This window comes from Aliiroseovarius sp. CAU 1755, from assembly GCF_054482655.1.
This window is the reverse complement of sequence record NZ_JBTLRH010000002.1, coordinates 314228-340010: the sequence shown is the minus strand read 5'-3', so window position 1 is coordinate 340010 and position 25783 is coordinate 314228. Positions and strand designations below refer to the sequence as shown.

Here is a 25783-nt window from a genome sequence, read left to right as displayed (position 1 = left end):
CAAACATGAGCAGGCAACCCTCGATCTGGCTGACAGCCTTGTCCCATCTGAAAACCGAAACGCCATCCCGGCCCGTGCTGTATTTTGCGCCTGCGACCCTGCAGGCAACGGCGCGCCGTTTCATCGACGGGTTTGACGGGCTGGTGACATATGCTGTCAAAGCGAATGATAGCCGTGTCGTTCTGGAAAATCTTGTTGCGGCCGGGATCAGCGCATTCGATGTCGCAAGCCCCGAGGAAATGCATGCGCTGCGCGCCGTGTCACCCGATGCAGTGATGCACTACAACAACCCCGTCCGGTCGCGGGCCGAGATCGCCGAGGCGGTCGCGCTGGGCGTCAAATCCTATTCCGTGGATGCGCCTCATGAATTTCGCAAGCTGCAAGCCCAAGTCGCCCCGAAAGGCATCGAGGTTGCGGTGCGTTTGCGGCTTCCCGTTGCGGGGGCGGCCTATCATTTCGGTGCGAAGTTCGGGGCTGATACGGAAGATGCGATCGCGCTTTTGAAAGAGGTCGCCCAAGCGGGCTATACCCCGTCGATGACTTTTCACCCCGGCACCCAATGTGCCGAGCCCGCAGCGTGGTCCACTTATATTGTGACCTGCGCTGACGTGGCGAAGAAAGCTGGTGTGCGGCTGGCCCGGTTGAATGTCGGTGGCGGATTTGCCGCCGACCGTGGCGTTGCACCGGATCTTGAAGCGATCTTCGATGCGATCCACAACACGGCGCAAAGCGCCTTTGGTGCCGACGTGCCGCGTTTGGTTTGTGAACCCGGTCGCGCGATGGTGGCCGAGGCCTTCACCCTTGCCACGCAGGTCAAATCGATCCGCGAAGACGGGGCCGTCTTTCTGAACGACGGGATATATGGCGCCTTGTCCGAGGCGCCTTCGATTGGGGTGCCGGACCGGATTGTTACCGTTACACCGAAGGGTAAAGCGCACCAGGGTATCGCCACGCCGCGTGTGGTGTTCGGTCCGACCTGCGACTCAATTGACCAGCTGCCTCATCCGTTGGCTTTGCCTGCTGATCTGGCGGAAGAGGACTATGTGCTGTTTGCCGGAATGGGCGCCTATAGCATGGCGACCGTGACCCGCTTCAATGGCTACGGGGTGCTTGAACTGGTGACGGTGCAGCACGCCGGACTGTAATCCGCCGCGCCGCGACGCGCCTTATGCGACGTCTTGAAGCGTGACGCGTGGGGTGATCCCCAGCGCGCGCGCGACATCGCGTGTCAGAGCCGGCTTGTTCAGCGTGTAAAAGTGCAGGTCCTCTACGCCGCCATCAATCAGGTCCGAGCACAACTCGCTGCACAGTGCTGTTGCCAGCAGGTCTTCGCGGTTGTCGCGGTTGGCTTTGTCAAACGCGTCATCAAGCCACGCCGGAACCGTCGCACCGCAGCGTTCCGCAAACTTGCGCACACCTTTCCAGTTCTCGATCGGCAGAATGCCCGGAATGATCGGCACGGTGATGCCGGCCCGTTCGCACTTGTCGCGAAACCGGAAAAACGTGTCTGCTTCGAAGAAGAATTGAGTGATTGCCGATCCAGCGCCTGCGTCGACCTTGCGTTTCAGCCATGCAACATTGTCGTCCATGCTGCCGCTTTCAGGGTGGGGGTCGGGATAGGCGCCGACACGAAGGTGGAAGTCCCCAGTATCTGCCAGTGCCTCGATCAGTTCGACCGATGAGGCAAAGCCGTCAGGGTGCGGCACAAAGCCAGCGCTTCCTTTGGGGGGATCGCCGCGCAGGGCCACGATTTCGCGCACGCCTTCGGCGGCATAGCCGTTGGCGATTTCCATTGTTTCTTCGCGCGAGGCGTCGACGCAGGTCAGATGCGCGGCGACATTCAGGCCATAATGCTTGTGGATCGTGCCCACTGCGTCATGGGTCAGCTCTCGGGTCGTGCCGCCCGCGCCGTAAGTGACGGACACAAAGCCGGGATCCAGCGGTGCCAATTCACGAACGGTTTCCCAAAGTCGGAATGAGGCGTCCAAGGATTGTGGCGGGAAGAATTCGAAAGAGATGTTTGGCGTGATCATGGTGGCCTCGGATTGCGACTCGTTAATCGGATGGCCCCTTGTGCCTGTTTTTGGTTTGTGAGACAAATTCATATTACTCACATTTAACATGAGCCTCATACATGTATCTGGAATTTAGGCATCTGCGCACAATCCGTGCCATTCACCAATCTGGCAGCTTGGCGCGCGCAGCAGACACCCTGCACATCACGCAGTCAGCCCTGAGCCACCAGATCAAGGGACTGGAAGATCAGGTCGGGATGGAGCTGTTCCACCGACGCACAAAACCCATGCGGCTTAGCCCGGCAGGTATGAAGATGTTGCGCCTTGCCGAAATGGTCCTGCCCGAAGTCGCACGGCTTGAGGAGGAATTTCGGGCGCTCAAATCCGGTCGTTCTGGTCGCCTTCACATCGCGATCGAATGTCACGCCTGCTTTGACTGGTTGTTTCCGGTGCTGGACCAGTTGCGCCACGCCTGGCCCGAGGTCGATCTGGACATCCGTCAGCGACTGGCTTTCGATGCGCTGGAAGCCCTCCGGCGCGAAGAAATCGACTTTGTCATTTCGTCGGACCCGGTGGCGTTGCCCGGGGTTACTTTTTCACCGCTGTTTGACTATGAACCCAGATTTGTCGCGGCTGCCGCGCACCCCTTGGCGCAACACGATCACATCGAAGCCGAAGACTTCGAGGAAGAGCTGTTGCTGACCTATCCCGTAGACCGTTCAAAAACCGATGTTTTCACTGGTTTGTTAACGCCTGCGCGGGTTGAACCGCGCGCTGTTCGGCAGGTCGAGATGACCGAGGTCATCTTGATGCTTGTCGCCGCTGGGCGTGGTGTGGCGGTGTTGCCGGATTGGGTTTTGCGCAAGGTCGCGGATAATTCGGATTTCGTGACAAGACCGCTGACACCAAACGGGCTGTCCAAGCGGATGTATGCGGCGACACGCGACGAAGACACGATGGTGCCCTATGTCGCCCATATGATCCGGCTGTGTCGATCGGAGCCGGTAAAACGCCAACGCAGTTGAGCCGCTAAACCGACTTGGCAAACAAGGCGTCTGCGCGTATACGCGCCGTCTGAGAAGATAGGAGCGCCCCATGGAAGGCAGTGCAAATCTGAATGTGATGATCAAGGCTGCCCGAATGGCGGGTCGCAGCCTTGTGAAAGACTTCCGTGAAGTCGAGAACCTGCAAGTCTCGATGAAGGGGGCCGGTGATTTCGTCTCAAAAGCGGATATTGCGGCCGAAAAGATCATCCGTGATGAGCTTATGGAAGCGCGACCCAACTACGGCTGGCTGGCAGAGGAAAGCGAAGCGATCGAAGGCAAAGACCCGACGCGGCGCTGGATTGTTGACCCTCTGGACGGCACGACGAATTTCTTGCACGGACTGCCACATTGGGCGGTGTCCATCGGTCTTGAGCACAAGGGCGAGGTCGTCGCAGGCGTCATCTTTGACGCCGCCAAGGACGAGATGTTCGTCGCCGAAAAAGGCAAAGGCGCCTGGCTGAACCAAAGCCGCCTGCGGGTTTCGGGCCGCGCGCGGTTGATCGAAAGCCTGTTTGCGACCGGATTGCCCTTCGGGGGGCGGTCGGATTTGCCGGAAACGATCCAGGATCTTGCGCGCATCCTGCCGTCGTGCTCTGGCGTGCGCCGGTATGGATCGGCGGCGCTTGATCTCGCGTATGTAGCGGCCGGGCGGTATGATGGGTATTGGGAGCGGCGCCTGAATGCATGGGATATGGCCGCGGGGCTGATCATCGTGCGCGAAGCCGGCGGCTTCATCGAACCGATCACGCCGGGCAAAAATGTGCTTGCTGACGGGGAAGTCATCGCAAGCAACGAAGCCATTTTCGACAAGTTCGCAAAGCTTGTTCGGGGCGCCTGAAATAGAAGTGTTTTCTGCAAAAAGACGTTTGAAGGTCACATTCCTGCCTGAAAGTCAGGTGAAAAGAGCCTATGGAACGTATTTTATATATTAAATGCCAATTGGCTGATTTGTTTCGGGATGAGGACGGTGCTGTCACCGTCGATTGGATCGTCCTGACCGCTACAATATTGTTTTTGGGGATGATCAGCATGTTTATTGTGACTGGCAACATCCCGGGATTTGCTGACAGGGTCAGCAGTTCCTTGTCAAACATGACGATTGGCGGCTAAGGCACGTCACCGATGCTAGGAGCTGATTGGTGCTTCGGAAGGTTTCCGGGGTGGGTGTCCTGACACGGCAAGATGCGCTTTATGCGACAAGCAGTGTTTTGCGCTGTCGATTGGCGTCGTTAAATGCGGCGCGTGGGCATTCCATCTATTTACGTCGATAGACGGTCGGCACGCTGGTTCGGTCCAGCCGATAACGCGTTTCCGGATGGTCCGGGTGGCCGTCCGTTCTGGCCCAATAGGCCGTCCCTCCCAACCCCTTCCAAACAGGCAGCACGAATAAAAACCCAGCGATGAAGCCCCCGGCATGCGCCCAATATGCGACGCCGCCACCGACCTGCGACAGGCTCAGCGCGCCATTTACGACCTGAAGCGCGAACCAGATCAGTAGCATCAGCCAGGCTGGGAACGGAACGACCCTGAAAATGATGACGATGATGAACAGCACATCGACACGGGCGCGCGGAAACAAAAGCAGATAGCCCCCCATTACGCCTGCAATGGCACCCGATGCGCCAACCATGGGCACGGGGCTTGTGACGTCGGCACCGATTTGCAACAGCGCCGCGCCAAGCCCCGAGATGGCATAGAAAACGGCGAATCTGACATGCCCAAGAACATCTTCAAGGTTGTCGCCGAAGATATACAGAAATAGCATATTGCCCGCGAAATGCAGAAACCCTGCATGAAGAAACATCGAGGTCAGGATCGTCTCGAATCCGTCGCCGGACATCAGGCGCAGGGGTATAATCCCAAACCGCTGGAAGACGGCACCGGCGGCAGCCTCGTCGCTATAAAGCGGCCACATCATCGCAAACACGATCAGGTTGGCCGCGATCAGCCCATAAGTGACATAAGGGGTGCGCTCAGACGGGTTGTGATCACGGATCGGGAACATTGGCTGACTTGACCCGATGCGATGCACCGGGTCAAGCATAGGCTTGCGCTGTGGTCTATTGTGCGGCCAGATCAGGCGGCTGCGACATCAGCAGAAGCTCGGCATTGCCACCCGAGGCCGTGGTGTCGACACAGAGATGCCGTTCGTGGGTGACGACTTCTGCAGTTATTGCACCGGTGATCAAAGGCAAAATCGCGCCGTCGCGCGCTGCGAGCGCCGTCACCAAGGCGCGTGCGGTCTGTGCATCGCCCCAATAGACCGCACCACCGATGCCGTTCAGATCGCCAAGCGCCTCAGCGCTGAGGTTCGGTGCAACGACAGCCCGCCCACCAAGGGCTTCGATGTCGGCTTTCTGGCGCGTTGCCACAGCTTGTCCGGGTCCAAGGCAGACGAAAGGGTCGCGGGTGTGTGTTGACAGCTGGTTCAACTCTCCGGTCGGGCCGGGCAGCCGTTCTGAGCCAAGAACAAGGTCCGCGGTTGCTGCCGCTATGCTGGCAGACAAGGCGGCTGCGTCAGGCGGAGCCGTTTTGTCATCCGCACCGGAAACAGGCGAAGGCGCCGGTGCGCAGAACCGGTCCATATAGCATGGTCCGCCCGCTTTGGGGCCAGTGCCTGAAAGGCCCTCTCCCCCAAAGGGTTGCGACCCGACGATGGCCCCAATTTGGTTGCGGTTCACATAGGCATTGCCGACATGGATACGCTCAACCACGTGCTGCACCCGGTCGTCGATCCGCGTGTGCAGGCCGAATGTCAGGCCATAGCCCGTGGCGTTCACCGCATCGATCACGGCGTCAAGGTCTTCGGATTTGAACCGGGCGATATGCAGGACCGGTCCAAAGATTTCGCGTTCCATCTGGTGAATGCCGTCGATGCGGATCAGGGCAGGGGCGATGAAATGCCCCGTTTGTGGGGCCGAAAGCTCGTGCAGCAATCGGCCTTCGGCGCGGGCGGTGTCGACATAGGCTTGAATCCCGTCTTGCGCCTCTTGGTCGATGACGGGGCCAAGGTCCGATGACAAATCCCAAGGGTCGGCGGGTGAAAGCGCATCCATCGCGCCGATCAGCATTTCGGTCATGGCGTCCGCGATGTCATCTTGCACGTAAAGGCAGCGCAGCGCAGAGCAACGTTGACCTGCCGACTGAAAGCTTGACGCGACAATGTCGCGCACGGCCTGTTCCGGCAGCGCGGTGCTGTCAACGATCATGGCATTCAGCCCGCCGGTTTCGGCAATCAACGGGGCTGCGGGTGACAGATGCTTGGCCATCGCGCGCCGAATTACCAGTGCGGTTTCGGTCGAGCCGGTGAAGGCCACGCCACTGATGCGTGCATCCGACGTAACGGCTGCGCCGACCGTCGCCCCATCACCGGGCAACAGCTGAAGCACCTCGCGCGGCACACCGGCCTTGTGCAGCAGCTTCACGGCCTCATACGCGATGATCCCGGTTTGCTCGGCCGGTTTGGCCACCACACCATTGCCCGCCGCCAAGGCTCCGGCGATCTGGCCGGTAAAGATGGCCAGCGGGAAGTTCCAGGGCGAGATACAGGCGAAAACCCCACAAGCATCGCGCGAAAGCAGCGGGATGCGGCTGGCATAGTAGCGAATGAAATCAACGGCTTCACGCAGCTCTCCCATGCAGTCGGGCAAAGTCTTGCCAGCCTCGCGGGCCAACAGGGCGAAGAAGGTGCCGAGATGATCCTCATACAGATCGGCAGCGCGGTTCAGCACCTTGGCGCGGTCGTCAGGGCTTGCATTCCAACGGGTGGCCGCGCCAAGGGCTGCCGACACGTCTTCGGCGCTTGCCCATGTGATCTTGCCGACCGGGCTGCCATCGGCAGGGTTGGTGACGGATACGACTTGGCCACCCTTCGGCGTGGATGCGATCAGCGGCGCGGCCTTGAACGACGTAGAATAGTGTTTGCCGCGTGCCGCATCGATCCTTTCAAGATGCGGCTCATAAGTCAGGTCCAGCCCCATCGAGTTCTTTCTCGCGCCGAACAACTCTGGTCCGGTCGGAACATGCGGCGCGGGGTGATCGAGCGCGTCGAACGGGCAGGCTGCGACCTCTTCGGGCGTGACGCTTTCGTCAACGATCTGGTTTACAAACGAGCTGTTGGCGCCATTTTCAAGAAGGCGGCGCACAAGATAGGCCAGCAAGTCTCGATGTGCGCCGACTGGGGCGTAGATACGGCAACGGGTGCCGTTCTCGTCCATGATGATCTGATGCAAACGCTCGCCCATGCCGTGCAAGCGTTGGAATTCATACCCACGCGCGTCCACGCCCGAACTATGCGCAATGTCCAGAATGGCGGCCGCTGTATGGGCGTTATGCGTCGCAAACTGCGGATAGATGCGATCTGTCAACGACAGCAGTTTGCGCGCATTGGTGATATAGCTGACATCGGTGGCCACTTTGCGGGTGAAAACCGGAAACGCGTCCAGCCCTTCGACCTGTGCGCGCTTGATTTCGGTGTCCCAATAAGCGCCTTTGACCAGACGGACCATGATCTTGCGGTCCAGTCGCTGGGCCAATGCGTGAAGCCAGTCAATGACAGCGCCCGCTCGTTGGCCATAAGCCTGCACGACGACGCCGAACCCGTCCCACCCGGCCAGTGCCTTGTCGCTGAGCACAGCTTCGATCACGTCCAGCGAGATTTGCAAACGATCTGCTTCTTCGGCGTCGATATTGAAGCCCATGCCCGCCGATTTCGCCAAGTGCGCAAGGGCAGAGACGCGTGGCACGAGTGTCGCCATCACCCGGTCGCGCTGGGCGCGTTCATAGCGTGGGAACAATGCCGACAGCTTGACGGAAATGCCGGGATTTGCACGGATATCTTTTGATTTACAGGCGCCTGCGATCTCGGAAATTGCCTTGGCATAGGACATTTGATACCGCCGGGCATCATCATCGGTCAGCGCAGCTTCGCCCAGCATATCATAGGAATAGGTGAAGCCTTTCGCCTCCATCTTTGCACCGCGTTTCATCGCGTTGCCAATGGTCTCGCCCAAGACAAACTGGTTACCCATTTCCTTCATTGCACGACCAACTGCGGTGCGGATGACAGGTTCGCCCAGTCGTTTGACTGCGCCGCGCAGCGCACCGGCGATGCCGGGTTCGCGTTCATCCAGCACCTTGCCGGTGACCAAAAGCGCCCAAGTCGAAGCGTTCACCAGCGAAGACGATGACCGCCCAAGATGCTTGCCCCAGTCGCTGGGCGCGATCTTGTCTTCGATCAGCGCGTCGATGGTTTCTGCATCTGGAACCCGCAAAAGGGCTTCGGCGAGACACATGAGCGCGATGCCCTCGTCGGTCGACAGGCCATATTCGGCCAAAAAGACCTCCATCATGCCCGGATCAGACGACGCGCGGATGGCGCGCACAAGGTCAGCGCCACGCGCGGCGATCCGCGCGCGGTCATCGGCCGTCAGCCCGGCTGACCGGACAAGCGTTTGAATGTGGCTTTCTTCGTCCGTGTAGGCGAGGCGGTCGATGTTCTGGCGCAAAGAATCAGTCATTTCGCAGATCCCATTGATGTTCACGTTTCCCCTATGATATTCCGAATTAGCCTAGCGGTATTCCTGAATATTGTCTGGACACAGTTAATATGACCTGTTTGGAGGCAGATATGCGGGAAAGAAAGCAAGTCGAGATGGACCGGCTTGATCAGAAGATTCTGGATGTGCTGTCGGGGGACGGACGGATTTCTATCACCGATTTGGCGCGGCGGATCGGGTTGTCGAAATCCCCGACGCAGGCGCGGGTCAGGCGGCTGGAGGCTGAGGGCGTGATTACTGGCTATCGGGCGGACATTGATCCGATCCGGCTTGGTCGCGATCACGTCGCCTTTGTCGAAGTGAAGCTGTCAGACACTCGCGAAACGGCGCTCAGGGCGTTCAACGCGCAAGTCGCGCAAATTCCCGAAGTTGAAGAATGTCACATGCTGGCGGCCCATTTCGACTATCTTTTGAAGGTGCGCACCCATGATATGCGCGATTTTCGTCGGGTGCTTGGCGAAGCGATATCGTCACTGCCGCATGTGGCGCAAAGTTCGACACATGTGGTGATGCAGGCGGTCAAAGACGATGGACACAGGGTTGTGACTTGACCCGATCAAGGTGTTCGAGAGCAAAATAGGCCATGATACGGGCTGGTTTCATATCGTTTTTCCTGTCTGCGGTTTTGGCGTTTCCCATTGCCGCGACAGCTCAGGCATGCCCGCGCCCGCCCGACATTCGCGACCAGATGGATGTATTATTCTCGCTGGTTCAACAAGCCCGTAACGAAGGCGAGGCGCGACCCGCCGTCAATGGGATGTGGCTTTTGTGGACCCGTGCCCCCGATGCGAAGGCGCAGGCGCTGCTGGACGATGGGCGTGCGAAGATCCGGCTTGGCGACCATGAAGCCGCCACGCAGGCCTTGTCTGACTTGGTCGACTACTGCCCGGACTATGCAGAAGGTTATAATCAGCGCGCGTTTGCCAACTTTTTGCAGGGCGATTATCAATCCGCGCTGGGCGATCTGGATGCCGCCTTGATGCGCAATCCACGTCACGTCGCGGCCTTGTCAGGTAAGTTTTTGACGCTTCATGCTTTGGGGCGGCGCGAGGCCGCTCAGGAAAGCTTGCGCGCTGCTTTGACGCTCAACCCTTGGATCCCTGAACGCCGCATGCTGGCCAAACCAAAGGGGACGGCGCTTTGAGGCATGCAACTGGTTGATTGCGTCAGCAATTCTTTGATTGTAGGGAAGGGCAGGGGCTTGCCCCGCCCGGCGCGGGCGTGATGGAATGGTAGACATACCAGACTTAAAATCTGTTGGGCCTTGTGCCCGTGTGGGTTCGACTCCCACCGCCCGCACCACCCCACCCAGCCCTGAATGGTGACGGCGATAGCTATCACTTTTGCGACTTTTCTGCGCCAAGAAAGCCGGACCGACGCGCCCCGGCTTTCATATTTTCGACATATGTGTTGGATCAGGCGTTGAACAGGAAGTGCAGGACGTCGCCGTCTTTCACTTCGTAGCTTTTGCCTTCCGCCCGCATTTTGCCTGCTTCTTTCGCGCCACCTTCGCCACCCAGGGCAATGTAGTCGTCATAGGCGATGGTCTCTGCCCGGATGAAGCCGCGTTCAAAATCGCCGTGGATGACGCCGGCCGCCTGCGGCGCGCGGGTGCCTTCGCGGATGGTCCAGGCGCGGGCCTCTTTCGGGCCAACGGTGAAATAGGTTTCCAAGTGCAGCAGTTCGTATCCGGCGCGGATCAGGCGGTCCAGTCCGGCTTCTTTCAGCCCCAGCTCTTCCAAAAACATTTCCATGTCGTCTGCGTCAAGCTGGCTGATCTCTTCCTCGATCTTGGCTGAGATCACGACCGAGGCCGCGCCCTGTTCTGCGGCCATCTTCTCGACCGCTTGCGAATAGGCGTTGCCGCTGGCCGCATCGCTTTCGTTGACGTTGCAGACATACAGGATTTTCTTGGAGGTCAGAAGTTGCAGCATATTCCATGCCTTGCGGTCCTCGTCGTCCACATCAACGGTGCGGGCGGGTTCGCCTTTTTCCAACACTTCCATAGCGGCGCGCAGAAGGCGTTCTTGCTGAACTGCCTCTTTGTCTCCGCCGCGCACCTTGCGCACGATGTTTTGCAGGCGTTTTTCAATGCTTTCCAGATCGGCCAGCATCAGTTCCGTTTCGATCACCGCGGCGTCTTCAACCGGGTTCACCCGGCCTTCGACATGGGTCACGTCGCCGTCGTCAAAGCAGCGCAGGACGTGGGCGATGGCATCCACCTCGCGGATGTTGGCCAGAAACTGGTTGCCCAGCCCTTCACCTTTGGAGGCGCCCTTCACCAGCCCCGCGATATCAACGAAGGTCATGCGGGTCGGAATGATCTCTTTCGACCCGGCGATGGCGGCCAGTTTGTCCAACCGGTCATCCGGCACGTTCACCTCGCCCACATTGGGCTCGATCGTGCAGAACGGAAAGTTCGCCGCCTGCGCAGCTGCGGTCTTGGTCAGTGCGTTGAAAAGGGTCGACTTGCCGACATTCGGCAGACCAACGATGCCCATCTTGAAACCCATCACGGCCTCCGTCATTCAGTGTTCGGGGCGTTCTAGGGCTTTGACAGGATGGGCGCAAGCGTGGTGAAGTGGCGAGACGCGCAACAGAGGAGCTTTGCCATGCAGCCCATTCCCTATGTGTTCTTTAAAGACAAATGTCGTGACGCCGTCACGCGCTACGCTGAGATTTTTGGCAGCTCGCCCGAAATCATGTCCTTCAAGGATATGCCAGAGGAAGATCGCAACCAGATGCCCGGCGTGCCGGATGATGCTGTCATGCACGCAAGCGTGGCAATCGGTGACGGTATGCTGTTTGCCAGCGACGACCCAAGCGGCGAAACACCGGAAATGGCCGGCTGCAATGTTTGCCTTTCCCTGCCGGACGAGGCCGAAACCAAGCGGGTCTTCAATGCCTTGGCCGATGGGGGTGACGTGCGGATGCCGCTGAGCGAGATGTTCTGGACGCCGCTTTTCGGCACGCTGACCGACAAGTTCGGGGTGCGTTGGATGATCATGGCGGACAGCGACTACGAGTGACCCATTGATTTTCCCGCCCGTATTCGGCACATCGGTTCTGAACATGACAAAGGACGGATGATGACCCGGATTGATGCGAAGTTTGCTGCCTTGGCCGAAAAGGGTCAGAAGGCGTTTGTCAGCTACATCATGGGCGGGGATCCCGACATGGCGACCTCGCTTGAGGTGATGAAGGGACTGCCTGCGGCAGGTGTCGATATCATCGAACTTGGCGTGCCGTTTACCGACCCGATGGCGGATGGGCCGACGATCCAGTTGGCAGGCCAACGTGCGCTTGACGGCGGCATGACCCTGCAAAAGACGCTGGATATGGTGGCCACGTTTCGCAAGGGCGACGATACGACCCCGATTGTTCTGATGGGCTACTACAACCCGATCTATAGTCGCGGTGTGGACAAGTTCCTGGTGGATGCAAAGGCCGCGGGCGTGGATGGGCTGATTGTTGTCGATCTACCGCCTGAAGAAGATGACGAGCTTTGCATCCCGGCGCAGAAGGCCGGGTTGAACTTCATCCGGCTGGCGACGCCAACCACCGATGACAAGCGGTTGCCGAAGGTGCTCCAGAATACCTCTGGCTTCGTTTATTACGTGTCGGTGACGGGTGTTACCGGGGCTGCCGAAGCGCAGGCGACCAATGTCGGGCCAGAGGTCGCGCGCATCAAGGCGGCCACAGATATCCCCGTGATCGTTGGCTTCGGCGTGAACACACCTGAAAAGGCCGAGGCGATCGCAAGCATCGCGGACGGCACGGTGGTGGGCAGCGCGATCGTGTCCAAAATTGCGGCAGGCGAACCCGTCGCGGATGTGCTGGCTTTCGTGAAAACGCTGTCCGACGGGGCGCATCGGGGCTAGACGCCTAGATCACTGCGCTTTCGCCAAATGGGCGGTGAGCCGCGATCCGGTCATAGCCGAAGGGGCTTAGGTCCAAGGTTTGAAATCTGCCGGTGGTGATCAACTCGGCCAGACCACGCCCCATGGCAGGGGCTTGCTGCAGCCCGTGGCCGGAAAACCCGTTGATGAAGTAGAAGTTTCGGACCTCGCTATGCGGTCCAAGAATCGCGTTCTGATCCAGCGTGTTATACGCATAATGCCCCGCCCATTCGGTCACGATCCGCAGCGCTTCGAATTGTGGTATGCGTGTCGCAACGATGGGCCAGACATGGGTTTCCCACAGGCTGTGATCCATGTGGAAATCAGCCGGGTCGACCGCCGGATCAGGGCCAGGGCGCGCGCCGATCATATAGGTTTCGGGTCCATCCTGGCGGATGTGCACGCCGGATGGGTCGATGGTCAGCGGCAATTCGTGATCTAACGGGTGTTCAGCCTTCACAACCCAAGTGAAACGCTTTCGCGGCTCAACGGGTATGTCCAGACCAGCCAATTGCGCCACATGGTTGGCGCGCGGGCCTGCGGCGTTCACCAAATGGCCGCATGACAGCGTTCGCCCAGAGGAGAGCGCTACCGATGTCACCTGAGCTTGCGTTGCCTCGATCCCAGTGACCTCGGCATTCACATATTCAACGCCTGCCGCGACGGCCTTGCGCCGAAACCAGTCAAACAGTGCCCCGCCATCCCAGTAGCCTTCGTCGCGCGTGCCGTGGCTGCCCAGAAGGATGTCGTCGAGCTGATAGAACGGGAAGTCGCGCGCCAGGTCATGCTTGGTCATGATACGTGTGCGTGCGCCAAGGCCGTTTTGCATCACTTGTGCCGCACGCAATGCGTTGGCCTTGGGTTCGCTGTCGGCCAGATACAGATAGCCAAATTCTTGGATCGACAGGTCATCGACCCGCAAATCGCCCCCCATGTTCGCACGCAGGTTCTTTATGAATTCGGCCGTGAATTGCGAGATGCGCACGTTTAGCGCCTCGCTGAACTGCTGGCGGATGCAGGAATTCGTGTGAGCGGTTGAGCATTGCGTATAGGTCGGATCGCGTTCGACTACCAAGATGCGACCTTGGAAGTCGGGCGAATGGCTAAGCCACCACGCAACGGATGAACCCATCATCGCGCCGCCAATGATCACGACATCATAACTTGTCCGCGCCGGGTGCTGGGAGAGGTGAGACATGGTCAATGGATGATCCTGGCATCAGGCGCACAGATGTGCACGTTTATTTGACTGTTTTCTGTCAAAGACTAGACATGGGTCAAGGTGCTGCAAAGCACTTGGTGCAAAGATAAAAAATAGCTGCGCTTGATAAACATTCAAAAATGTGCATATGAAGTGATGCAATGCCCGCTGAAGGAGACCCCAATGCTGCGCGATATCATCTTGACCCTCCCTCTTTTGTGCCTGACGGGGCCAGCCAACGCGGCTGATCTATACACGGTCGCGCCGGTTCAACTGACAGAATGGAAAGCGGTGTTTGGTAAGGTCGAAGCCTCCGATATGGTGCCTGCGCGTTCGCGGCTGGGCGGCACGTTGACCGAAATCCTTGTCTCCGAAGGCGCGCGGGTGGACGAAGGCGCGTTGCTGGCCACTGTGACGGACGCAAAGCTGGACCTGCGACTGACGGCCATCGACGCCACGCTGACCTCGCTTCAGGCGCAACTGGAAAACGCACAAAGCGAACTGACGCGCGGCGAAAGCCTCGTGGAACGGGGGGTCGCCACGGCTCAAAGGCTGGACGCGTTGCGCACGCAGGTTGATGTGGTCAAGGGGCAGATCGCTGCAACCCGTGCCGAGCGGAGTGTCATTGAGCAACAAGCGGTCGAGGGTGCCGTGCTGGCCCCCATCGCGGGCACTGTTTTGTCGGTGCCAGTAACGCGCGGTTCGGTTGTGATGCCGGGCGAACCTGTGGCCGTGATCGGTGGTGGCGGGTTCTTTTTGCGTCTTGCCGTCCCTGAACGTCATGCTGCCTTTCTGAAAGAAGGGGCCGAGATCATGATTGGCAATGACGGGACGGATGTGTCTGGGCAACTTGCAAAGGTCTATCCGCAAATCGAAAACGGCCGCGTGATTGCTGATGTCAAGGTGTCAGACCTGAGCGAAGACTTCGTAGATGCGCGCGTTCTGGTGCGGCTCCCTGTCGGTGAGACACAAGGATTGGTCGTGCCGGTCGAAGCGGTTGCGACGCGCATGGGGCTCGATTTCGTGTCGGTCGTCGGCGCGGATGGAACGGCAGTGGATCGTGTGGTCGTGCCCGGTGAACACCACGCCCTTGATGGCGTCGATCTGGTCGAGATCCTGACCGGGCTAAGCGCCGGCGAACAGGTTTTGGCGCAAGCCAAGCCCACAAGCGGAGCTGCGACCCATGAGTGATAAAAGCACCCCTCCGCCAAGCGATACGGCGCTGGGCCTTGCCGGAGCTTTGACCAAAGGCTTCATTCAATCTGCTCTGACCCCCTTGATGATCCTGGCGGCGCTGGCCGTTGGGCTTGTCGCACTGGCCAGCCTTCCACGTGAGGAAGAGCCCCAGATCTCGGTCCCGCTGGTGGATATTCACATGCAAGCCCCGGGCTTGCGTGCTGAAGATGCCGTGAAGCTGGTGTCCGAACCGATGGAGACCATCGTGAAGGGCATCAATGGTGTCGAGCATGTCTATAGCTCGACCCGCGACGATTATTCGATGGTGACGGCACGGTTCCTTGTTGGCACCTCGTCGGACGCCGCGATCTTGCGGGTGCACGACAAGGTGCGCGCCAATATGGACCGCATCCCCGTCGGGATCGGAGAGCCTCTGATCGTTGGGCGTGGTATCGACGATGTGGCCATCGTGGCGCTGACCCTGACGCCGGTCGACGGACAGGGCGCGGTGACGGCCAACGACCTGACCCGTGTGGCGCGCGAGCTGCAAAACGAGGTTGCCAAGATCCAGGATGTTGGGCTGACCTATCTGGTCGGTGACAGTTCGGAAGCGATCCGTATCGCGCCCGACCCTGAAAAGCTGGCCCTCTATGGCATCACCCTACAACAGCTGGCGGGTAAGGTTCAGGGGGCAAATCGCGCGTTTTCAACCGGTTATGTTCGCGACAAGGGGGAGCAAGTCACGCTGGTTGCGGGCGAAACCCTGCGCGCCCCGGCCGACGTGGCCAACTTGTTGCTGACCGCGCGTGATGGGCGGGCGGTCTATGTGCGCGACGTGGCTGATGTCAGCTTTGTGCCAGACATGTCCGACAGCATCGTGTCGCAGGTCCGCCGTGAAAGTGGGGCGCATGGTGACGATCACGCAGGCGGTGCCGGTGACTTGATCCGGGCGCCGGCCGTGACATTGGCCATCGCGAAGCGCGCCGGCGCAAACGCCGTCGTGGTGGCAGAAGCCATTCTGCACAAAGTCGACGCCCTGCAAGGCGCGTTGATCCCTGACAGCATGCAAGTGACCGTCACCCGTGACTACGGCGAAACCGCGGACGAGAAAGCCAACGAGCTATTGTTCCACCTCGGCCTTGCCACGGTGTCGATCGTCGGGCTTGTGCTGTTTGCCATTGGCTGGCGCGAAAGCATCGTGGTTGCGGTTGTGATCCCGGTCACCATTCTGCTGACGCTCTTTGCGGCGTGGGTGATGGGCTATACGCTGAACCGAGTGTCCTTGTTCGCGTTGATCTTTTCCATCGGGATTTTGGTCGATGACGCCATCGTTGTGATCGAAAACATCGCCCGCCATTGGGCGATGGGCGACAAGGCCGATCGGGTTACCAAGGCCGTGCGTGCAGTGGCTGAAGTTGGCAACCCCACCATTGTCGCCACGTTGACCGTGGTTGCGGCCCTTTTGCCGATGCTGTTCGTGTCGGGATTGATGGGCCCCTATATGAGCCCGATTCCGGCCAATGCCTCGGCTGCGATGATCTTTTCCTTTTTCGTGGCGGTGATCATCACACCATGGCTGATGATCAAGATCGCGGGCAACGCGCCGGCCCATGATCACGCCGAGGAAGGCCCTCAAGGGGGTCGACTGGGAGCTATCTATGCCGCGGTCGCACGGCCCATTCTGGCCAGCAAGTCGCGCAGCCTGATCTTTCTTCTTGTCTCGGTGGTGCTGAGCTTCGGATCGCTGGGACTGCTGTATACGAAGGACGTGACGGTCAAGCTTTTGCCGTTTGACAACAAGTCCGAACTGTCCGTGGTGATCGACCTGCCCGAAGGGTCTTCGGTTGAAGCCACCGATGCCGTCGCGCAATCTGTCGCGCATGAAGTGATGAAGCTGGCCGAGGTGATCTCGGTCGAGACCCATGCCGGCACAGCAAGCCCGTTCAACTTCAATGGGTTGGTGCGTCACTATTATCTGCGCGAAGAACCGCAGATGGGCGATGTGCAGATCATGCTGGCCGCCAAACACCACCGCGACCGCGAAAGCCATGATATTGCGTTGGAGATCCGCGACCGAATTGCGGCGCTGGATGTTCCGCCGGGCACGACGCTGAAAACTGTCGAACCGCCCCCCGGTCCGCCGGTCATCGCGACGCTTCTGGCCGAGGTGTATGGACCCACGGCCGACGCCCGCCGGGCGGCTGCGCTGAAGATCCGTGAAGCGTTTGAAAGCGTTCCCTATGTGGTCGATACCGATGACGGGTTCGGCACCCAGCCACGCAAGATCCGCGCAACCATTTCATCCGACCAGCTGGAATTCCACGGCGTTCAGGAACAGGACGTATTCGCGACCTTGGGCATGCTGAACACCCAGACCACGGTCGGCTATTCGCACCGCAGCGACGGGCGCTATCCCATTCCGATCGTGGTGGGGCGTGACAAGGCCGACCGGGTGGTTGATGAACGCTTTTTGTCCACGCCGATCCCCGCAAACACGCTGCCGGGTGCGCGCGGCGTGGTCGAACTGGGCGACGTCATCTCGCTGGTTGAAGAGCGCGCGAGTTTCCCGATCTTTCGCCATAACGGCCGCGCCACAGAGATGGTGATGGCGGAACTGGCGGGCGATTTCGAGGCACCGCTTTACGGCATGCTCGCCGTTGCTGACGCGTTGGACCAGATGGAGTGGGAAGACGGCACCAAGCCCGTTATCCGAATGAATGGCCAGCCTGAGGATGAAAGCGTCATCACCCTTCTTTGGGACGGCGAATGGGAGGTCACATGGGTGACGTTCCGTGACATGGGCGCGGCCTTTGCGGTGGCCCTTTTGGGGATCTATATCCTTGTCGTGGCGCAGTTCGGGTCATTCAAGCTTCCGCTTGTGATCCTGACCCCAATTCCGCTGACCTTCCTTGGGATCATGGTGGGGCATTGGCTGTTTGCCGCGCCATTCTCGGCCACATCAATGATCGGGTTCATTGCCTTGGCGGGGATTATCGTGCGCAATTCGATCCTTCTGGTCGACTTCATCCGGCATGCGGACCCGCGTCAGGACAAGGTGTCGATCCTGATCGAAGCTGGCGCGATCCGCTTCAAACCGATCCTGTTGACGGCGATCGCGGCGATGATCGGTGCAGTGGTGATCTTGGCTGACCCTATCTTTCAGGGGCTCGCGATTTCGCTTCTGTTCGGGCTTCTCAGTTCGACCCTGCTGACGGTGTTGGTCATTCCCGCGATCTACCGGGTGTTTCGCACCTAAGGTCCGACAATCGCACAGTTGACTGGGAAGGGCGCTGTTCGGCGCCCTTTCTATTTGGCCGTCGCGTCGATTGCCCAGGTCATCACGGCGTCATGTTCAGGTGCCAACTGCTCTGCCTCGCCGACAAAGGCCTTGAAGGCGTCATGCGACCCTTCGCTGACACCGATAATCGCGGGGATGTCGGCAAGAAGCGCACTTCCAATGGCTTCGCGAAATCCACGCCCTTCGGCCTCTTGCTTGCCGAACTTGTTGACGATCAGAAGGTCAGCGCCAGCTTTCACCCTGTCCTCGGTCTGGCCCACGGCTGTTTCCAAGGCGTCGGGGTTCAATTTGCAGCCTTGGGCGTTCGCTCCAAGATACTGGCTGATGCGGATCTTCGGCCCGTCCGGCAAGACCAAAACGTCCATATCGCAGTGATGTTCCTCGGCGCGTTCCGTGTCCAACTGAACGGTCCCACACAGCGACAGACCCCGCTGGCCCAACGCCGCAGCCACACCCGCCAGCAAGAGGTTGGTTTGCCCCCGGCCCGGTGCAATCACATAGGCAAGCTTCATCAAAAACCCCTTCCACTAGACGGCTTATCAGATGGCCTTCGATACGCCGCTTGTCAATCTTGTGGTCGATGGTGCGGCCGGGGGCAGTGGGCACGCGGCACATGCAGGCGCCTCGTGCCAGGACGTCGGATCGGTGGCGACGGCAGATTTGGCTTGCCCGGCGCAACCCGACCGTCCCTGACCAGCCATATCGAGAAGCCTTGCCCCTGTTGTCCTGGCGTGGCTTCATGCGGAAAACACAGCGAAAGGCCCAAGGATGAAGCCACAACACCCGATGTATGAGGCCCCAAGCGATGCCGACCTTCGCCGTGCCGAGGGTCCGGTGATCTGCTATCGCGCCGACACACTGCCACCCCCGCCCATGTCGCTTTACCGCGAGGCACGCGAGGGGGCTCTGAAAATCAGTGAAACACGGGTGCCGCCACGCGATGCGCGCGTGTTCAGCGTGCCAGCCGGTCACTTCTTTCGCATCACCTCGGTCGAAGGGCCGCAGGTCGGAGATCTGAACCTTTGGAATGCGCATGACCTTGATGAAAGGTTCTATTCGGGCAAGACACGCGCCCTTCACGGCACGCATTTGTCCGTTTCAGATCGGATGTGGACAAGTTTTCCCGGCACGCGTCCGATGGCGACCATCGTTGATGACACGCTGGATTGGTATGGGTTCGACGCTTTTGGCGGGTCAGTGCATGACGTGATCGGCACACGCTGTGACCCCTATACGCACAATCTTTTGACGGGCGGGCAATATCACCACTGCTGCCATTCCAATTTGACGCGGTGCTTGGCGGATCATCTGGGCTGCACGCTGGCCCAAGCAGAACCTCACATCCATGACGTTCTGAATGTTTTCATGTGCACCGGGTTTACCCGCGATACTGGCCAGTATTTCATGAAGAAAAGTCCGGTCCGTCCCGGCGACTATCTGGAGTTCTTTGCCGAGATCGACCTGCTGGGCGCACTCAGCGCCTGTCCGGGTGGGGATTGTTCATCTGAACACAGCTCGGATACGGCGGCGTGTTTTCCGCTGCAGGTCGAGGTGTTCGCCCCCAATGAAGGTGCGCTTGCTGGATGGTCACAGCCGCCGTGCAACGGCTATGACCGCAGTCATGGCCGATAGGCTCAGGCGAACGCGGCGTCCAACGCGATCTCGACCATGTCACCGAAGCTCTGTTCGCGAAGGTCCGAGGCCAAAGCCTCGCCGGTTTGCAGGTGGTCCGAGACAGTCATGATCCCAAGCGCACGCACGCCATGGCGGGCGGCAAGCGTATAAAGCTCTGCCGCTTCCATTTCGACGCCCAAAATGCCGTGCCGCGTCATCTGCTCATTCAGGTCTGGGCGTTCATCATAGAACGTGTCCGAGCTATAGATACCGCCGACATGAACCCCAACATCGCGAGTGCGGGCCGATGCCACTGCGGCCTCCAGAAGGCTGTAATCGGCGCAGGGCGAATAGTTCAACTCACGGAAGATCGTGTTGGAGGGTGTCCCGACGGTCGTGCAGGTCATCGCAATCACCACATCTCGCAGCTTGACCTGCGGCTGCATCCCGCCACATGACCCGATGCGGATCAGGGTTTTTGCCCCGTAGTCGCGGATCAGCTCGTTGGCATAGATCGACAGGCTGGGCATCCCCATTCCCGACCCCTGGATCGTAACGCGATTGCCTTTGTAGGTGCCGGTGAACCCCAGCATCCCGCGGACTTCATTGACCAACTCGGCCCCATCCAGAAACTTTCCTGCTGCCCAGCGGGCGCGGTAGGGGTCACCGGGCATCAGCACGGTTTCAGCGATCTGGCCTTTTTCGGCACCGATATGGACGGTCATAGTCTTCTCCGTTTCTTGGGACAGAGGAAACCTAGCCTGCGCGTGCGGAAAGGGAAAGGTTCATGCAGCGCAGAGTGGCGCAGCACGCTTTCAACCGTCGTGTCGGGGCCGATCTATTCGGCGGCGACTTCTGCTGGAGCCACCAAGGTTACGATGTCGTCCATGATGGTGTTCAGCTCGAAATCCTTCGGCGTATAGACCTTGGCGACCCCCATGGCGCGCAGCCGGTCTGCGTCCTCATCCGGGATGATCCCGCCCGCAACCACGGGGATGTGGCCCAGACCAGCCTCGCGCATCCGTTCGATCAGTTCTTCCAGCAGCGGGATATGGCTGCCTGACAGGATCGACAGGCCGACCACATGTGCGTCGGTTTCGATGGCCGAGGCGACAAGCTCCTCCGGTGTCAGGCGAATGCCTTCATAGGTGATATCCATGCCGCAATCGCGGGCGCGGGCGGCGATTTGTTCGGCACCGTTGGAATGACCATCAAGCCCCGGTTTGCCGACCAGGAAGGTCAGACGACGACCAAGCGCGTCAGACACCGCATCCACGCGGGTACGGATCTCGTCCAGCCCTTCGGTGCGGTTTGATGGGTTTTTCGAAACCCCCGTTGGCGCGCGATACTGCCCGAAGGTCTGGCGCATAACTTCGCCCCATTCACCCGTTGTCACGCCCGCTTTGGCGGCGGCGATTGACGGCGGCATGATGTTGTCGCCGGATTTGGCAGCCGCGCGTAGAGCGTCCAGCGCAACTTTGACCTTGGCCCCGTCCCGATCCGCGCGCCATTGTTCCAGCCGGGCGATCTGATCGGCCTCGGCTTCCTTATCGGCGACCATGATCGCGCCATCGCCTGCGGTCAGGGGGCTTTCGGCGGCTTCCGTCCAGCGGTTCACACCGACAACGGTGGTTTCACCCGCTTCGATCTTGTTGATGCGCCGCGCGTTCGAATCCACCAAGCGCGACTTCATGTATTCGATGGCGGCCACCGCACCGCCCATCCCGTCGATCTGGGCCAGTTCGGCACGTGCGCCGTCTTTCAACTCGGCCACTTTACGTTCCACGGCGGGGTTTTCATCAAAAAGGTCGTCAAATTCCAGAAGGTCGGTTTCATAGGCTAGGATTTGCTGCATGCGCAGAGACCATTGCTGGTCCCACGGGCGGGGCAGGCCAAGTGCTTCGTTCCAAGCGGGCAGTTGCACTGCGCGGGCGCGGGCATTTTTAGACAGCGTGACCGCCAGCATCTCGATCAAAATGCGGTAGACGTTGTTTTCGGGCTGCTGCTCGGTCAGGCCGAGGCTATTCACCTGCACACCATAGCGGAAACGGCGGAACTTGGGGTCTTCGACGCCGTAGCGGTCGCGGGTGATTTCATCCCACAGCTCGACAAAGGCGCGCATCTTGCACAGCTCGGTGACGAAGCGGATGCCCGCGTTTACGAAGAAGCTGATGCGGCCCACCATGGCCGGGAAGGCCTCGGCGGGCACTTTGTTTTTCAGATCGTCCAACACGGCGATGGCGGTGGCCAGTGCGAAGGCCAGCTCTTCTTCGGGCGTCGCGCCGGCTTCTTGCAAGTGATAGGAACACACGTTCATCGGGTTCCATTTTGGCAGATGTTCGCGCGTATAGGCGGCAACGTCGGTAATCATCCGCAGCGAAGGCTCTGGCGGGCAGACATAGGTGCCGCGCGACAGGTATTCCTTGATGATGTCGTTTTGCACCGTGCCTTGCAGCTTTGAGACATCCGCGCCTTGCTCCTCAGCCGCTGCAATATAAAGCGACAACAGCCACGGCGCCGTGGCGTTGATCGTCATCGAGGTGTTCATCTGCTCAAGCGGGATATCAGCGAACAGCGCGCGCATGTCGCCCAGGTGGCCAAGCGGCACGCCCACCTTGCCCACTTCGCCGCGCGCCAGCTTGTGGTCGCTGTCATATCCGGTTTGGGTTGGCAGATCGAAAGCCACCGACAGACCCGTCTGACCTTTTGCAAGGTTTGTGCGATAAAGCGCGTTCGACGCTTTGGCGGTCGAGTGACCCGCATACGTGCGGAAAAGCCATGGCCGCGTTTGAGGGCTGGGATTCGTGGGGCTGTTCATGTTCCGTGACTCGCGGGTTTGTTGCGCTGCAGCATTTTTCGCAGACGAAAGAATGTTACGCAAGGGTGAATATTGCATGAAGAAAGTTGCGCGCTTTAGGGACGCCATGCTGGCAGGCTCGGTTGTTGGCATCAATCCTGCCTTCCAATTGCAAACAAATGAGAATTGGCGCGTGCATTGCGTGCCGCATTGGTGCTGGTCAGGCTTTACCTTGCGCCGGAAACCTGAAAACGTGACGCCATGACGCGCGTGGTGGAATTGCCTCTTTGGCTGCTTGTCCTGATCCTGGCTTTCGCCACGGTGACTTTTGCGTCGCATTTCCTGTTCCCCTCTGTCCGTTGGTTCTTTCGCCGTCGCCTTGAACGAGCGGTTGCGCAGCTAAACCAAAGGCTTGAACGCCCGATCGAACCCTTCAAGCTGGCCCGGCGCTATGACATGGTGCAAAGGCTGTCTTATGATCCTGAAGTGGCCAAGGCGATCTCCGAACATGCCCGCGACGAAGGCATTCCCGAGCAGGTCGCCTTTGAGAAAGCCCAGCGATACGCACGCGAGATCGTGCCGCGGTTCTCGGCCACCGCCTATTTCGGGTTTGGGATCTGGCTGGCAAAACTGCTGAGCCGGGCCTTCTATCGTGTGCGCCTTGGCGCTTTCGACGAAGCGCGCCTGCGCGAGATAGAGCCTGACGCGACGGTCGTCTTTGTTATGAACCACCGATCCAACATGGATTATGTGCTGGTCACGTGGCTTGCGGCCGAACGTTCGCACTTGTCCTATGCTGTGGGCGAATGGGCCCGTGTCTGGCCGCTGCGCGCCTTGATCCGGTCGATGGGCGCGTTCTTCATTCGTCGCAAAAGCCGCAATGCGCTGTATCGCAAGGTGCTGGCGCGCTATGTGCGGATGGCGACAGAGGGCGGCGTGACGCAGGCGATGTTCCCGGAAGGCGGGCTGAGCCTCAATGGGACAGTTGGGGCGCCCAAGCTGGGGCTGCTCAGCTATATCGTGCAAGATTTCGAACCGGGCAAGAACCGCGACGTGGTGTTCGTGCCGGTGGCGATGAATTATGACCGGGTGTTGGAGGATCGCGTGTTGGTGGCCGCCGATGTCAGCGGTCATCGCAAGTTCGGGCTGCGCTTCAAGTATGTTGCGCGCCATGTGGGCCGCCACATCTGGCAACGCCTGACAGGTAAATTTCATCGCTTTGGTTATGCCAGTGTGTCCTTTGGGGCGCCGGTATCACTGGCGACCTTTCTTGGGGATCGCACCCCCGAACAGATCCTGATCCCGCTTGGGAAAGAGCTGATGTCGCGCATCCGTGACGTCGTGCCGGTGCTTCCCGTGCCCGTTGTCGCCGCCATTCTTCTTGAAAAAGACACGCATACGAGTGCCGAGATCGAAGATCGGTTCCAGACTCTTGTGGCCGACATGGAAGCCAAGGGCGCTCATGTGCATTTGCCCCGTGGTGACATGAAATATGCCGCCGAAGTCGGACTTCGTCTTCTGGAATCGCGCAAGTTGATCATGGAAGAGGGCAGAGATGGCGCGTCGGTCTATCGCGTCAATCCTTCGGATCGGCTGATCTTGTCTTACTACGCCAACTCTATCGCCCATTTGTCGGATGCCATCACGACGGTTCAAATATCGGACCTGACCCCGTCCGAGGTGGCTGACGCAGCCGTTCTGCCTTAGCCCTGAAATCATTTGACGCGACATAAAGTTACAAAAATGTGCTGTTTGGTGTTGCAATCTTGCGGAGCCATACGTAATGCTGCATTAGCAGCCGCATTTCTGCACTGCGGCAACAGAATCAGATAACGCGCAATAGCAGGAGGCCCCGATGGCTTTGGACACGCAACCCAGCATCGCTGACTACGATGCCCCGAAAAAAGACCTTTACGAAATCGGCGAGATGCCACCGTTGGGCCATGTGCCTGAACAAATGTATGCTTGGGCGATCCGTCGCGAACGGCACGGCGAACCCGACAAGTCGTTCCTGGTGGAAGTCGTCGACACACCGAAATTGGACAGCCACGAAGTTCTGGTGCTCGTGATGGCGGCAGGCGTTAACTACAACGGTGTCTGGGCTGGTCTGGGTGTGCCGATTTCGCCCTTCGATGGCCATGGCGCTGACTATCACATCGCGGGGTCTGATGCGTCGGGCATCGTGTGGGCTGTCGGAGACAAGGTCAAAACCTGGAAGGTTGGGGACGAGGTTGTCATCCACTGCAATCAGGACGACGGCGATGACGAAGAATGCAACGGCGGCGACCCCATGTTTTCGCCCAGCCAGCGGATCTGGGGGTATGAGACACCTGACGGCTCGTTCGCGCAGTTCACCAATGTTCAGGCGCAGCAGCTTTTGCCACGCCCCAAGCACCTGACTTGGGAAGAAAGCGCTTGCTACACGCTGACCTTGGCAACGGCCTACCGGATGCTGTTCGGTCACGCGCCACATGAGTTGAAGCCCGGTCAAAACGTGCTGGTTTGGGGCGCGTCAGGTGGCTTGGGGTCCTTCGCGATCCAATTGATCAACGCGGCTGGCGCCAATGCCATCGGTGTGATCTCTGAAGAAGACAAACGCGAGTTCGTGATGTCGCTTGGCGCCAAGGGCGTCATCAACCGCAAGGACTTCAATTGCTGGGGGCAACTGCCCACCGTGAACACACCCGAATACGCCGCGTGGTTCAAAGAGGTCCGTAAATTCGGCAAAGCCATCTGGGACATCACCGGCAAGGGCAACAATGTGGACATGGTGTTTGAGCATCCCGGCGAAGCGACGTTCCCGGTGTCGACCTTCGTGTGTAAAAAAGGCGGCATGGTCGTGATCTGCGCGGGCACGACGGGCTTCAACTGCACGTTTGATGTGCGTTACCTCTGGATGCACCAAAAGCGCATCCAAGGCAGTCACTTCGCGCACCTGAAGCAGGCCGCATCGGCCAACCGGATGATGGTGGAACGTCGGATCGACCCCTGCATGTCAGAGGTGTTCCCATGGGACGAGATCCCGGACGCGCATATGAAGATGCTGCGCAACGAACACAAGCCGGGCAACATGGCGGTTCTGGTGCAGTCCCCGAAAACCGGGCTGCGAACATTTGAGGACGCTCTGGAAGCTGGTCCCAAGTAACCAACCCGATTGCTGGGCCATATGGATCGGCCCC

General features: G+C 59.5%; 22 protein-coding genes and 1 tRNA gene. 15 read left to right on the top strand and 8 right to left on the bottom strand.

What is annotated here, in order from left to right; all coding sequences use genetic code 11:
- Window positions 1–5: 5 nt before the first annotated feature.
- Window positions 6–1145 carry a type III PLP-dependent enzyme gene (locus ACXYMP_RS08830; protein ID WP_298565560.1) on the top strand — a complete coding sequence of 380 codons (1140 nt, stop codon included), beginning with the start codon at window positions 6–8 and terminating at the stop codon, window positions 1143–1145.
- 21 nt (window positions 1146–1166) lie between these two features.
- Here the strand turns inward: ACXYMP_RS08830 and metF are convergent, their stop codons facing one another.
- Window positions 1167–2033 carry a methylenetetrahydrofolate reductase [NAD(P)H] gene (gene metF, locus ACXYMP_RS08825; protein ID WP_298565562.1) on the bottom strand — a complete coding sequence of 289 codons (867 nt, stop codon included), beginning with the start codon at window positions 2031–2033 and terminating at the stop codon, window positions 1167–1169.
- Between the two features lie 101 nt (window positions 2034–2134).
- On the opposite strand from metF, the gene ACXYMP_RS08820 reads away from it, so the two are divergent.
- From ACXYMP_RS08820 to ACXYMP_RS08810, 3 genes are all read left to right on the top strand, one after another.
- On the top strand, window positions 2135–3040 hold the full coding sequence (locus ACXYMP_RS08820; protein WP_298565564.1) for a LysR family transcriptional regulator: 906 nt from the start codon (window positions 2135–2137) through the stop codon (window positions 3038–3040).
- Window positions 3041–3110: 70 nt separating this feature from the next.
- Window positions 3111–3899: an inositol monophosphatase family protein gene (locus ACXYMP_RS08815; RefSeq protein ID WP_298565565.1), complete on the top strand. Its 789-nt coding sequence runs from the start codon at window positions 3111–3113 to the stop codon at window positions 3897–3899.
- Window positions 3900–3970: 71 nt separating this feature from the next.
- Complete coding sequence (locus tag ACXYMP_RS08810; RefSeq protein ID WP_298565567.1) at window positions 3971–4171, top strand: hypothetical protein; 201 nt, start codon at window positions 3971–3973, stop codon at window positions 4169–4171.
- Window positions 4172–4316: 145 nt separating this feature from the next.
- Here the strand turns inward: ACXYMP_RS08810 and ACXYMP_RS08805 are convergent, their stop codons facing one another.
- Both ACXYMP_RS08805 and putA read right to left on the bottom strand, forming a co-directional pair.
- Complete coding sequence (locus ACXYMP_RS08805) at window positions 4317–5066, bottom strand: rhomboid family intramembrane serine protease (protein WP_298566167.1); 750 nt, start codon at window positions 5064–5066, stop codon at window positions 4317–4319.
- A gap of 55 nt (window positions 5067–5121) precedes the next feature.
- Window positions 5122–8580, bottom strand: a complete 3459-nt coding sequence (gene putA, locus ACXYMP_RS08800; RefSeq protein WP_458905720.1) for a bifunctional proline dehydrogenase/L-glutamate gamma-semialdehyde dehydrogenase PutA — start codon at window positions 8578–8580, stop codon at window positions 5122–5124.
- A 110-nt stretch (window positions 8581–8690) separates the two neighbouring features.
- Here putA and ACXYMP_RS08795 point away from each other — a divergent pair, with 110 nt between their 5' ends.
- The 3 genes from ACXYMP_RS08795 (at window position 8691) to ACXYMP_RS08785 (ending at window position 9921) form a co-directional block, all read left to right on the top strand.
- Window positions 8691–9170: an Lrp/AsnC family transcriptional regulator gene (locus ACXYMP_RS08795; RefSeq protein ID WP_298565571.1), complete on the top strand. Its 480-nt coding sequence runs from the start codon at window positions 8691–8693 to the stop codon at window positions 9168–9170.
- A 32-nt stretch (window positions 9171–9202) separates the two neighbouring features.
- Window positions 9203–9763, top strand: a complete 561-nt coding sequence (locus ACXYMP_RS08790) for a tetratricopeptide repeat protein (RefSeq protein WP_458905718.1) — start codon at window positions 9203–9205, stop codon at window positions 9761–9763.
- A 71-nt stretch (window positions 9764–9834) separates the two neighbouring features.
- Window positions 9835–9921 (top strand) — tRNA-Leu (locus ACXYMP_RS08785).
- Between the two features lie 113 nt (window positions 9922–10034).
- On the opposite strand, the gene ychF is transcribed toward ACXYMP_RS08785, so the two are convergent.
- Entirely contained in the window at window positions 10035–11132 is a 1098-nt protein-coding gene (gene ychF, locus ACXYMP_RS08780; protein WP_458905716.1) for a redox-regulated ATPase YchF, read from the bottom strand.
- A 99-nt stretch (window positions 11133–11231) separates the two neighbouring features.
- On the opposite strand from ychF, the gene ACXYMP_RS08775 reads away from it, so the two are divergent.
- Both ACXYMP_RS08775 and trpA read left to right on the top strand, forming a co-directional pair.
- The gene (locus ACXYMP_RS08775) at window positions 11232–11648 is read left to right on the top strand and encodes a VOC family protein (protein WP_298565577.1); all 417 of its coding nucleotides are present in this window, start codon (window positions 11232–11234) and stop codon (window positions 11646–11648) included.
- A 60-nt stretch (window positions 11649–11708) separates the two neighbouring features.
- A complete protein-coding gene (gene trpA / locus ACXYMP_RS08770; RefSeq protein WP_458905713.1) occupies window positions 11709–12500 on the top strand; it encodes a tryptophan synthase subunit alpha in 792 nt (263 codons plus the stop codon).
- Between the two features lie 4 nt (window positions 12501–12504).
- Here trpA and ACXYMP_RS08765 read toward each other — a convergent pair whose 3' ends face one another.
- A complete protein-coding gene (locus ACXYMP_RS08765) occupies window positions 12505–13716 on the bottom strand; it encodes an NAD(P)/FAD-dependent oxidoreductase (protein WP_458905711.1) in 1212 nt (403 codons plus the stop codon).
- A 186-nt stretch (window positions 13717–13902) separates the two neighbouring features.
- Between ACXYMP_RS08765 and ACXYMP_RS08760 the strand changes: the two genes are divergently transcribed.
- Window positions 13903–14910, top strand: a complete 1008-nt coding sequence (locus ACXYMP_RS08760; RefSeq protein ID WP_298565583.1) for an efflux RND transporter periplasmic adaptor subunit — start codon at window positions 13903–13905, stop codon at window positions 14908–14910.
- Window positions 14903–18151, top strand: coding sequence for an efflux RND transporter permease subunit (locus ACXYMP_RS08755; RefSeq protein WP_458905709.1), 3249 nt, complete (start codon window positions 14903–14905; stop codon window positions 18149–18151). Before ACXYMP_RS08760 ends, ACXYMP_RS08755 begins: the two co-directional genes overlap by 8 nt.
- 50 nt (window positions 18152–18201) lie before the next feature.
- Here the strand turns inward: ACXYMP_RS08755 and ACXYMP_RS08750 are convergent, their stop codons facing one another.
- Window positions 18202–18705 (bottom strand): DUF2478 domain-containing protein, encoded by a 504-nt coding sequence (locus tag ACXYMP_RS08750; protein ID WP_298565585.1) that lies wholly within the window; start codon window positions 18703–18705, stop codon window positions 18202–18204.
- Between the two features lie 256 nt (window positions 18706–18961).
- Here ACXYMP_RS08750 and ACXYMP_RS08745 point away from each other — a divergent pair, with 256 nt between their 5' ends.
- On the top strand, window positions 18962–19825 hold the full coding sequence (locus ACXYMP_RS08745; RefSeq protein WP_298565587.1) for an urea carboxylase-associated family protein: 864 nt from the start codon (window positions 18962–18964) through the stop codon (window positions 19823–19825).
- A 2-nt stretch (window positions 19826–19827) separates the two neighbouring features.
- Here the strand turns inward: ACXYMP_RS08745 and deoD are convergent, their stop codons facing one another.
- Both deoD and ACXYMP_RS08735 read right to left on the bottom strand, forming a co-directional pair.
- A complete protein-coding gene (gene deoD, locus ACXYMP_RS08740) occupies window positions 19828–20532 on the bottom strand; it encodes a purine-nucleoside phosphorylase (protein WP_458905706.1) in 705 nt (234 codons plus the stop codon).
- A gap of 113 nt (window positions 20533–20645) precedes the next feature.
- The gene (locus tag ACXYMP_RS08735) at window positions 20646–22625 is read right to left on the bottom strand and encodes a methylmalonyl-CoA mutase family protein (protein WP_458905704.1); all 1980 of its coding nucleotides are present in this window, start codon (window positions 22623–22625) and stop codon (window positions 20646–20648) included.
- Here ACXYMP_RS08735 and ACXYMP_RS08730 point away from each other — a divergent pair.
- The 3 genes from ACXYMP_RS08730 (at window position 22624) to ccrA (ending at window position 25749) form a co-directional block, all read left to right on the top strand.
- Window positions 22624–22869 (top strand): hypothetical protein, encoded by a 246-nt coding sequence (locus ACXYMP_RS08730; protein WP_458905702.1) that lies wholly within the window; start codon window positions 22624–22626, stop codon window positions 22867–22869. The two genes, ACXYMP_RS08735 and ACXYMP_RS08730, sit on opposite strands and share 2 nt — an antisense overlap.
- The gene (locus tag ACXYMP_RS08725; RefSeq protein WP_298565592.1) at window positions 22866–24311 is read left to right on the top strand and encodes a 1-acyl-sn-glycerol-3-phosphate acyltransferase; all 1446 of its coding nucleotides are present in this window, start codon (window positions 22866–22868) and stop codon (window positions 24309–24311) included. The genes ACXYMP_RS08730 and ACXYMP_RS08725 overlap by 4 nt, the downstream gene beginning before the upstream one ends.
- Window positions 24312–24459: 148 nt before the next feature.
- Window positions 24460–25749: a crotonyl-CoA carboxylase/reductase gene (ccrA, locus tag ACXYMP_RS08720; protein WP_298565594.1), complete on the top strand. Its 1290-nt coding sequence runs from the start codon at window positions 24460–24462 to the stop codon at window positions 25747–25749.
- Window positions 25750–25783 lie beyond the last annotated feature (34 nt).

Bases quoted from the DNA above. Each gene is read 5' to 3' on its own strand.
- ACXYMP_RS08830 (WP_298565560.1), top strand. From the start codon at position 6: ATGAGCAGGCAACCCTCGATCTGGCTGACAGCCTTGTCCCATCTGAAA.
- metF (WP_298565562.1), bottom strand. From the start codon at position 2,033: ATGATCACGCCAAACATCTCTTTCGAATTCTTCCCGCCACAATCCTTG.
- ACXYMP_RS08820 (WP_298565564.1), top strand. From the start codon at position 2,135: ATGTATCTGGAATTTAGGCATCTGCGCACAATCCGTGCCATTCACCAA.
- ACXYMP_RS08815 (WP_298565565.1), top strand. From the start codon at position 3,111: ATGGAAGGCAGTGCAAATCTGAATGTGATGATCAAGGCTGCCCGAATG.
- ACXYMP_RS08810 (WP_298565567.1), top strand. From the start codon at position 3,971: ATGGAACGTATTTTATATATTAAATGCCAATTGGCTGATTTGTTTCGG.
- ACXYMP_RS08805 (WP_298566167.1), bottom strand. From the start codon at position 5,066: ATGTTCCCGATCCGTGATCACAACCCGTCTGAGCGCACCCCTTATGTC.
- putA (WP_458905720.1), bottom strand. From the start codon at position 8,580: ATGACTGATTCTTTGCGCCAGAACATCGACCGCCTCGCCTACACGGAC.
- ACXYMP_RS08795 (WP_298565571.1), top strand. From the start codon at position 8,691: ATGCGGGAAAGAAAGCAAGTCGAGATGGACCGGCTTGATCAGAAGATT.
- ACXYMP_RS08790 (WP_458905718.1), top strand. From the start codon at position 9,203: ATGATACGGGCTGGTTTCATATCGTTTTTCCTGTCTGCGGTTTTGGCG.
- ychF (WP_458905716.1), bottom strand. From the start codon at position 11,132: ATGGGTTTCAAGATGGGCATCGTTGGTCTGCCGAATGTCGGCAAGTCG.
- ACXYMP_RS08775 (WP_298565577.1), top strand. From the start codon at position 11,232: ATGCAGCCCATTCCCTATGTGTTCTTTAAAGACAAATGTCGTGACGCC.
- trpA (WP_458905713.1), top strand. From the start codon at position 11,709: ATGACCCGGATTGATGCGAAGTTTGCTGCCTTGGCCGAAAAGGGTCAG.
- ACXYMP_RS08765 (WP_458905711.1), bottom strand. From the start codon at position 13,716: ATGTCTCACCTCTCCCAGCACCCGGCGCGGACAAGTTATGATGTCGTG.
- ACXYMP_RS08760 (WP_298565583.1), top strand. From the start codon at position 13,903: ATGCTGCGCGATATCATCTTGACCCTCCCTCTTTTGTGCCTGACGGGG.
- ACXYMP_RS08755 (WP_458905709.1), top strand. From the start codon at position 14,903: ATGAGTGATAAAAGCACCCCTCCGCCAAGCGATACGGCGCTGGGCCTT.
- ACXYMP_RS08750 (WP_298565585.1), bottom strand. From the start codon at position 18,705: ATGAAGCTTGCCTATGTGATTGCACCGGGCCGGGGGCAAACCAACCTC.
- ACXYMP_RS08745 (WP_298565587.1), top strand. From the start codon at position 18,962: ATGAAGCCACAACACCCGATGTATGAGGCCCCAAGCGATGCCGACCTT.
- deoD (WP_458905706.1), bottom strand. From the start codon at position 20,532: ATGACCGTCCATATCGGTGCCGAAAAAGGCCAGATCGCTGAAACCGTG.
- ACXYMP_RS08730 (WP_458905702.1), top strand. From the start codon at position 22,624: ATGTTCCGTGACTCGCGGGTTTGTTGCGCTGCAGCATTTTTCGCAGAC.
- ACXYMP_RS08735 (WP_458905704.1), bottom strand. From the start codon at position 22,625: ATGAACAGCCCCACGAATCCCAGCCCTCAAACGCGGCCATGGCTTTTC.
- ACXYMP_RS08725 (WP_298565592.1), top strand. From the start codon at position 22,866: ATGACGCGCGTGGTGGAATTGCCTCTTTGGCTGCTTGTCCTGATCCTG.
- ccrA (WP_298565594.1), top strand. From the start codon at position 24,460: ATGGCTTTGGACACGCAACCCAGCATCGCTGACTACGATGCCCCGAAA.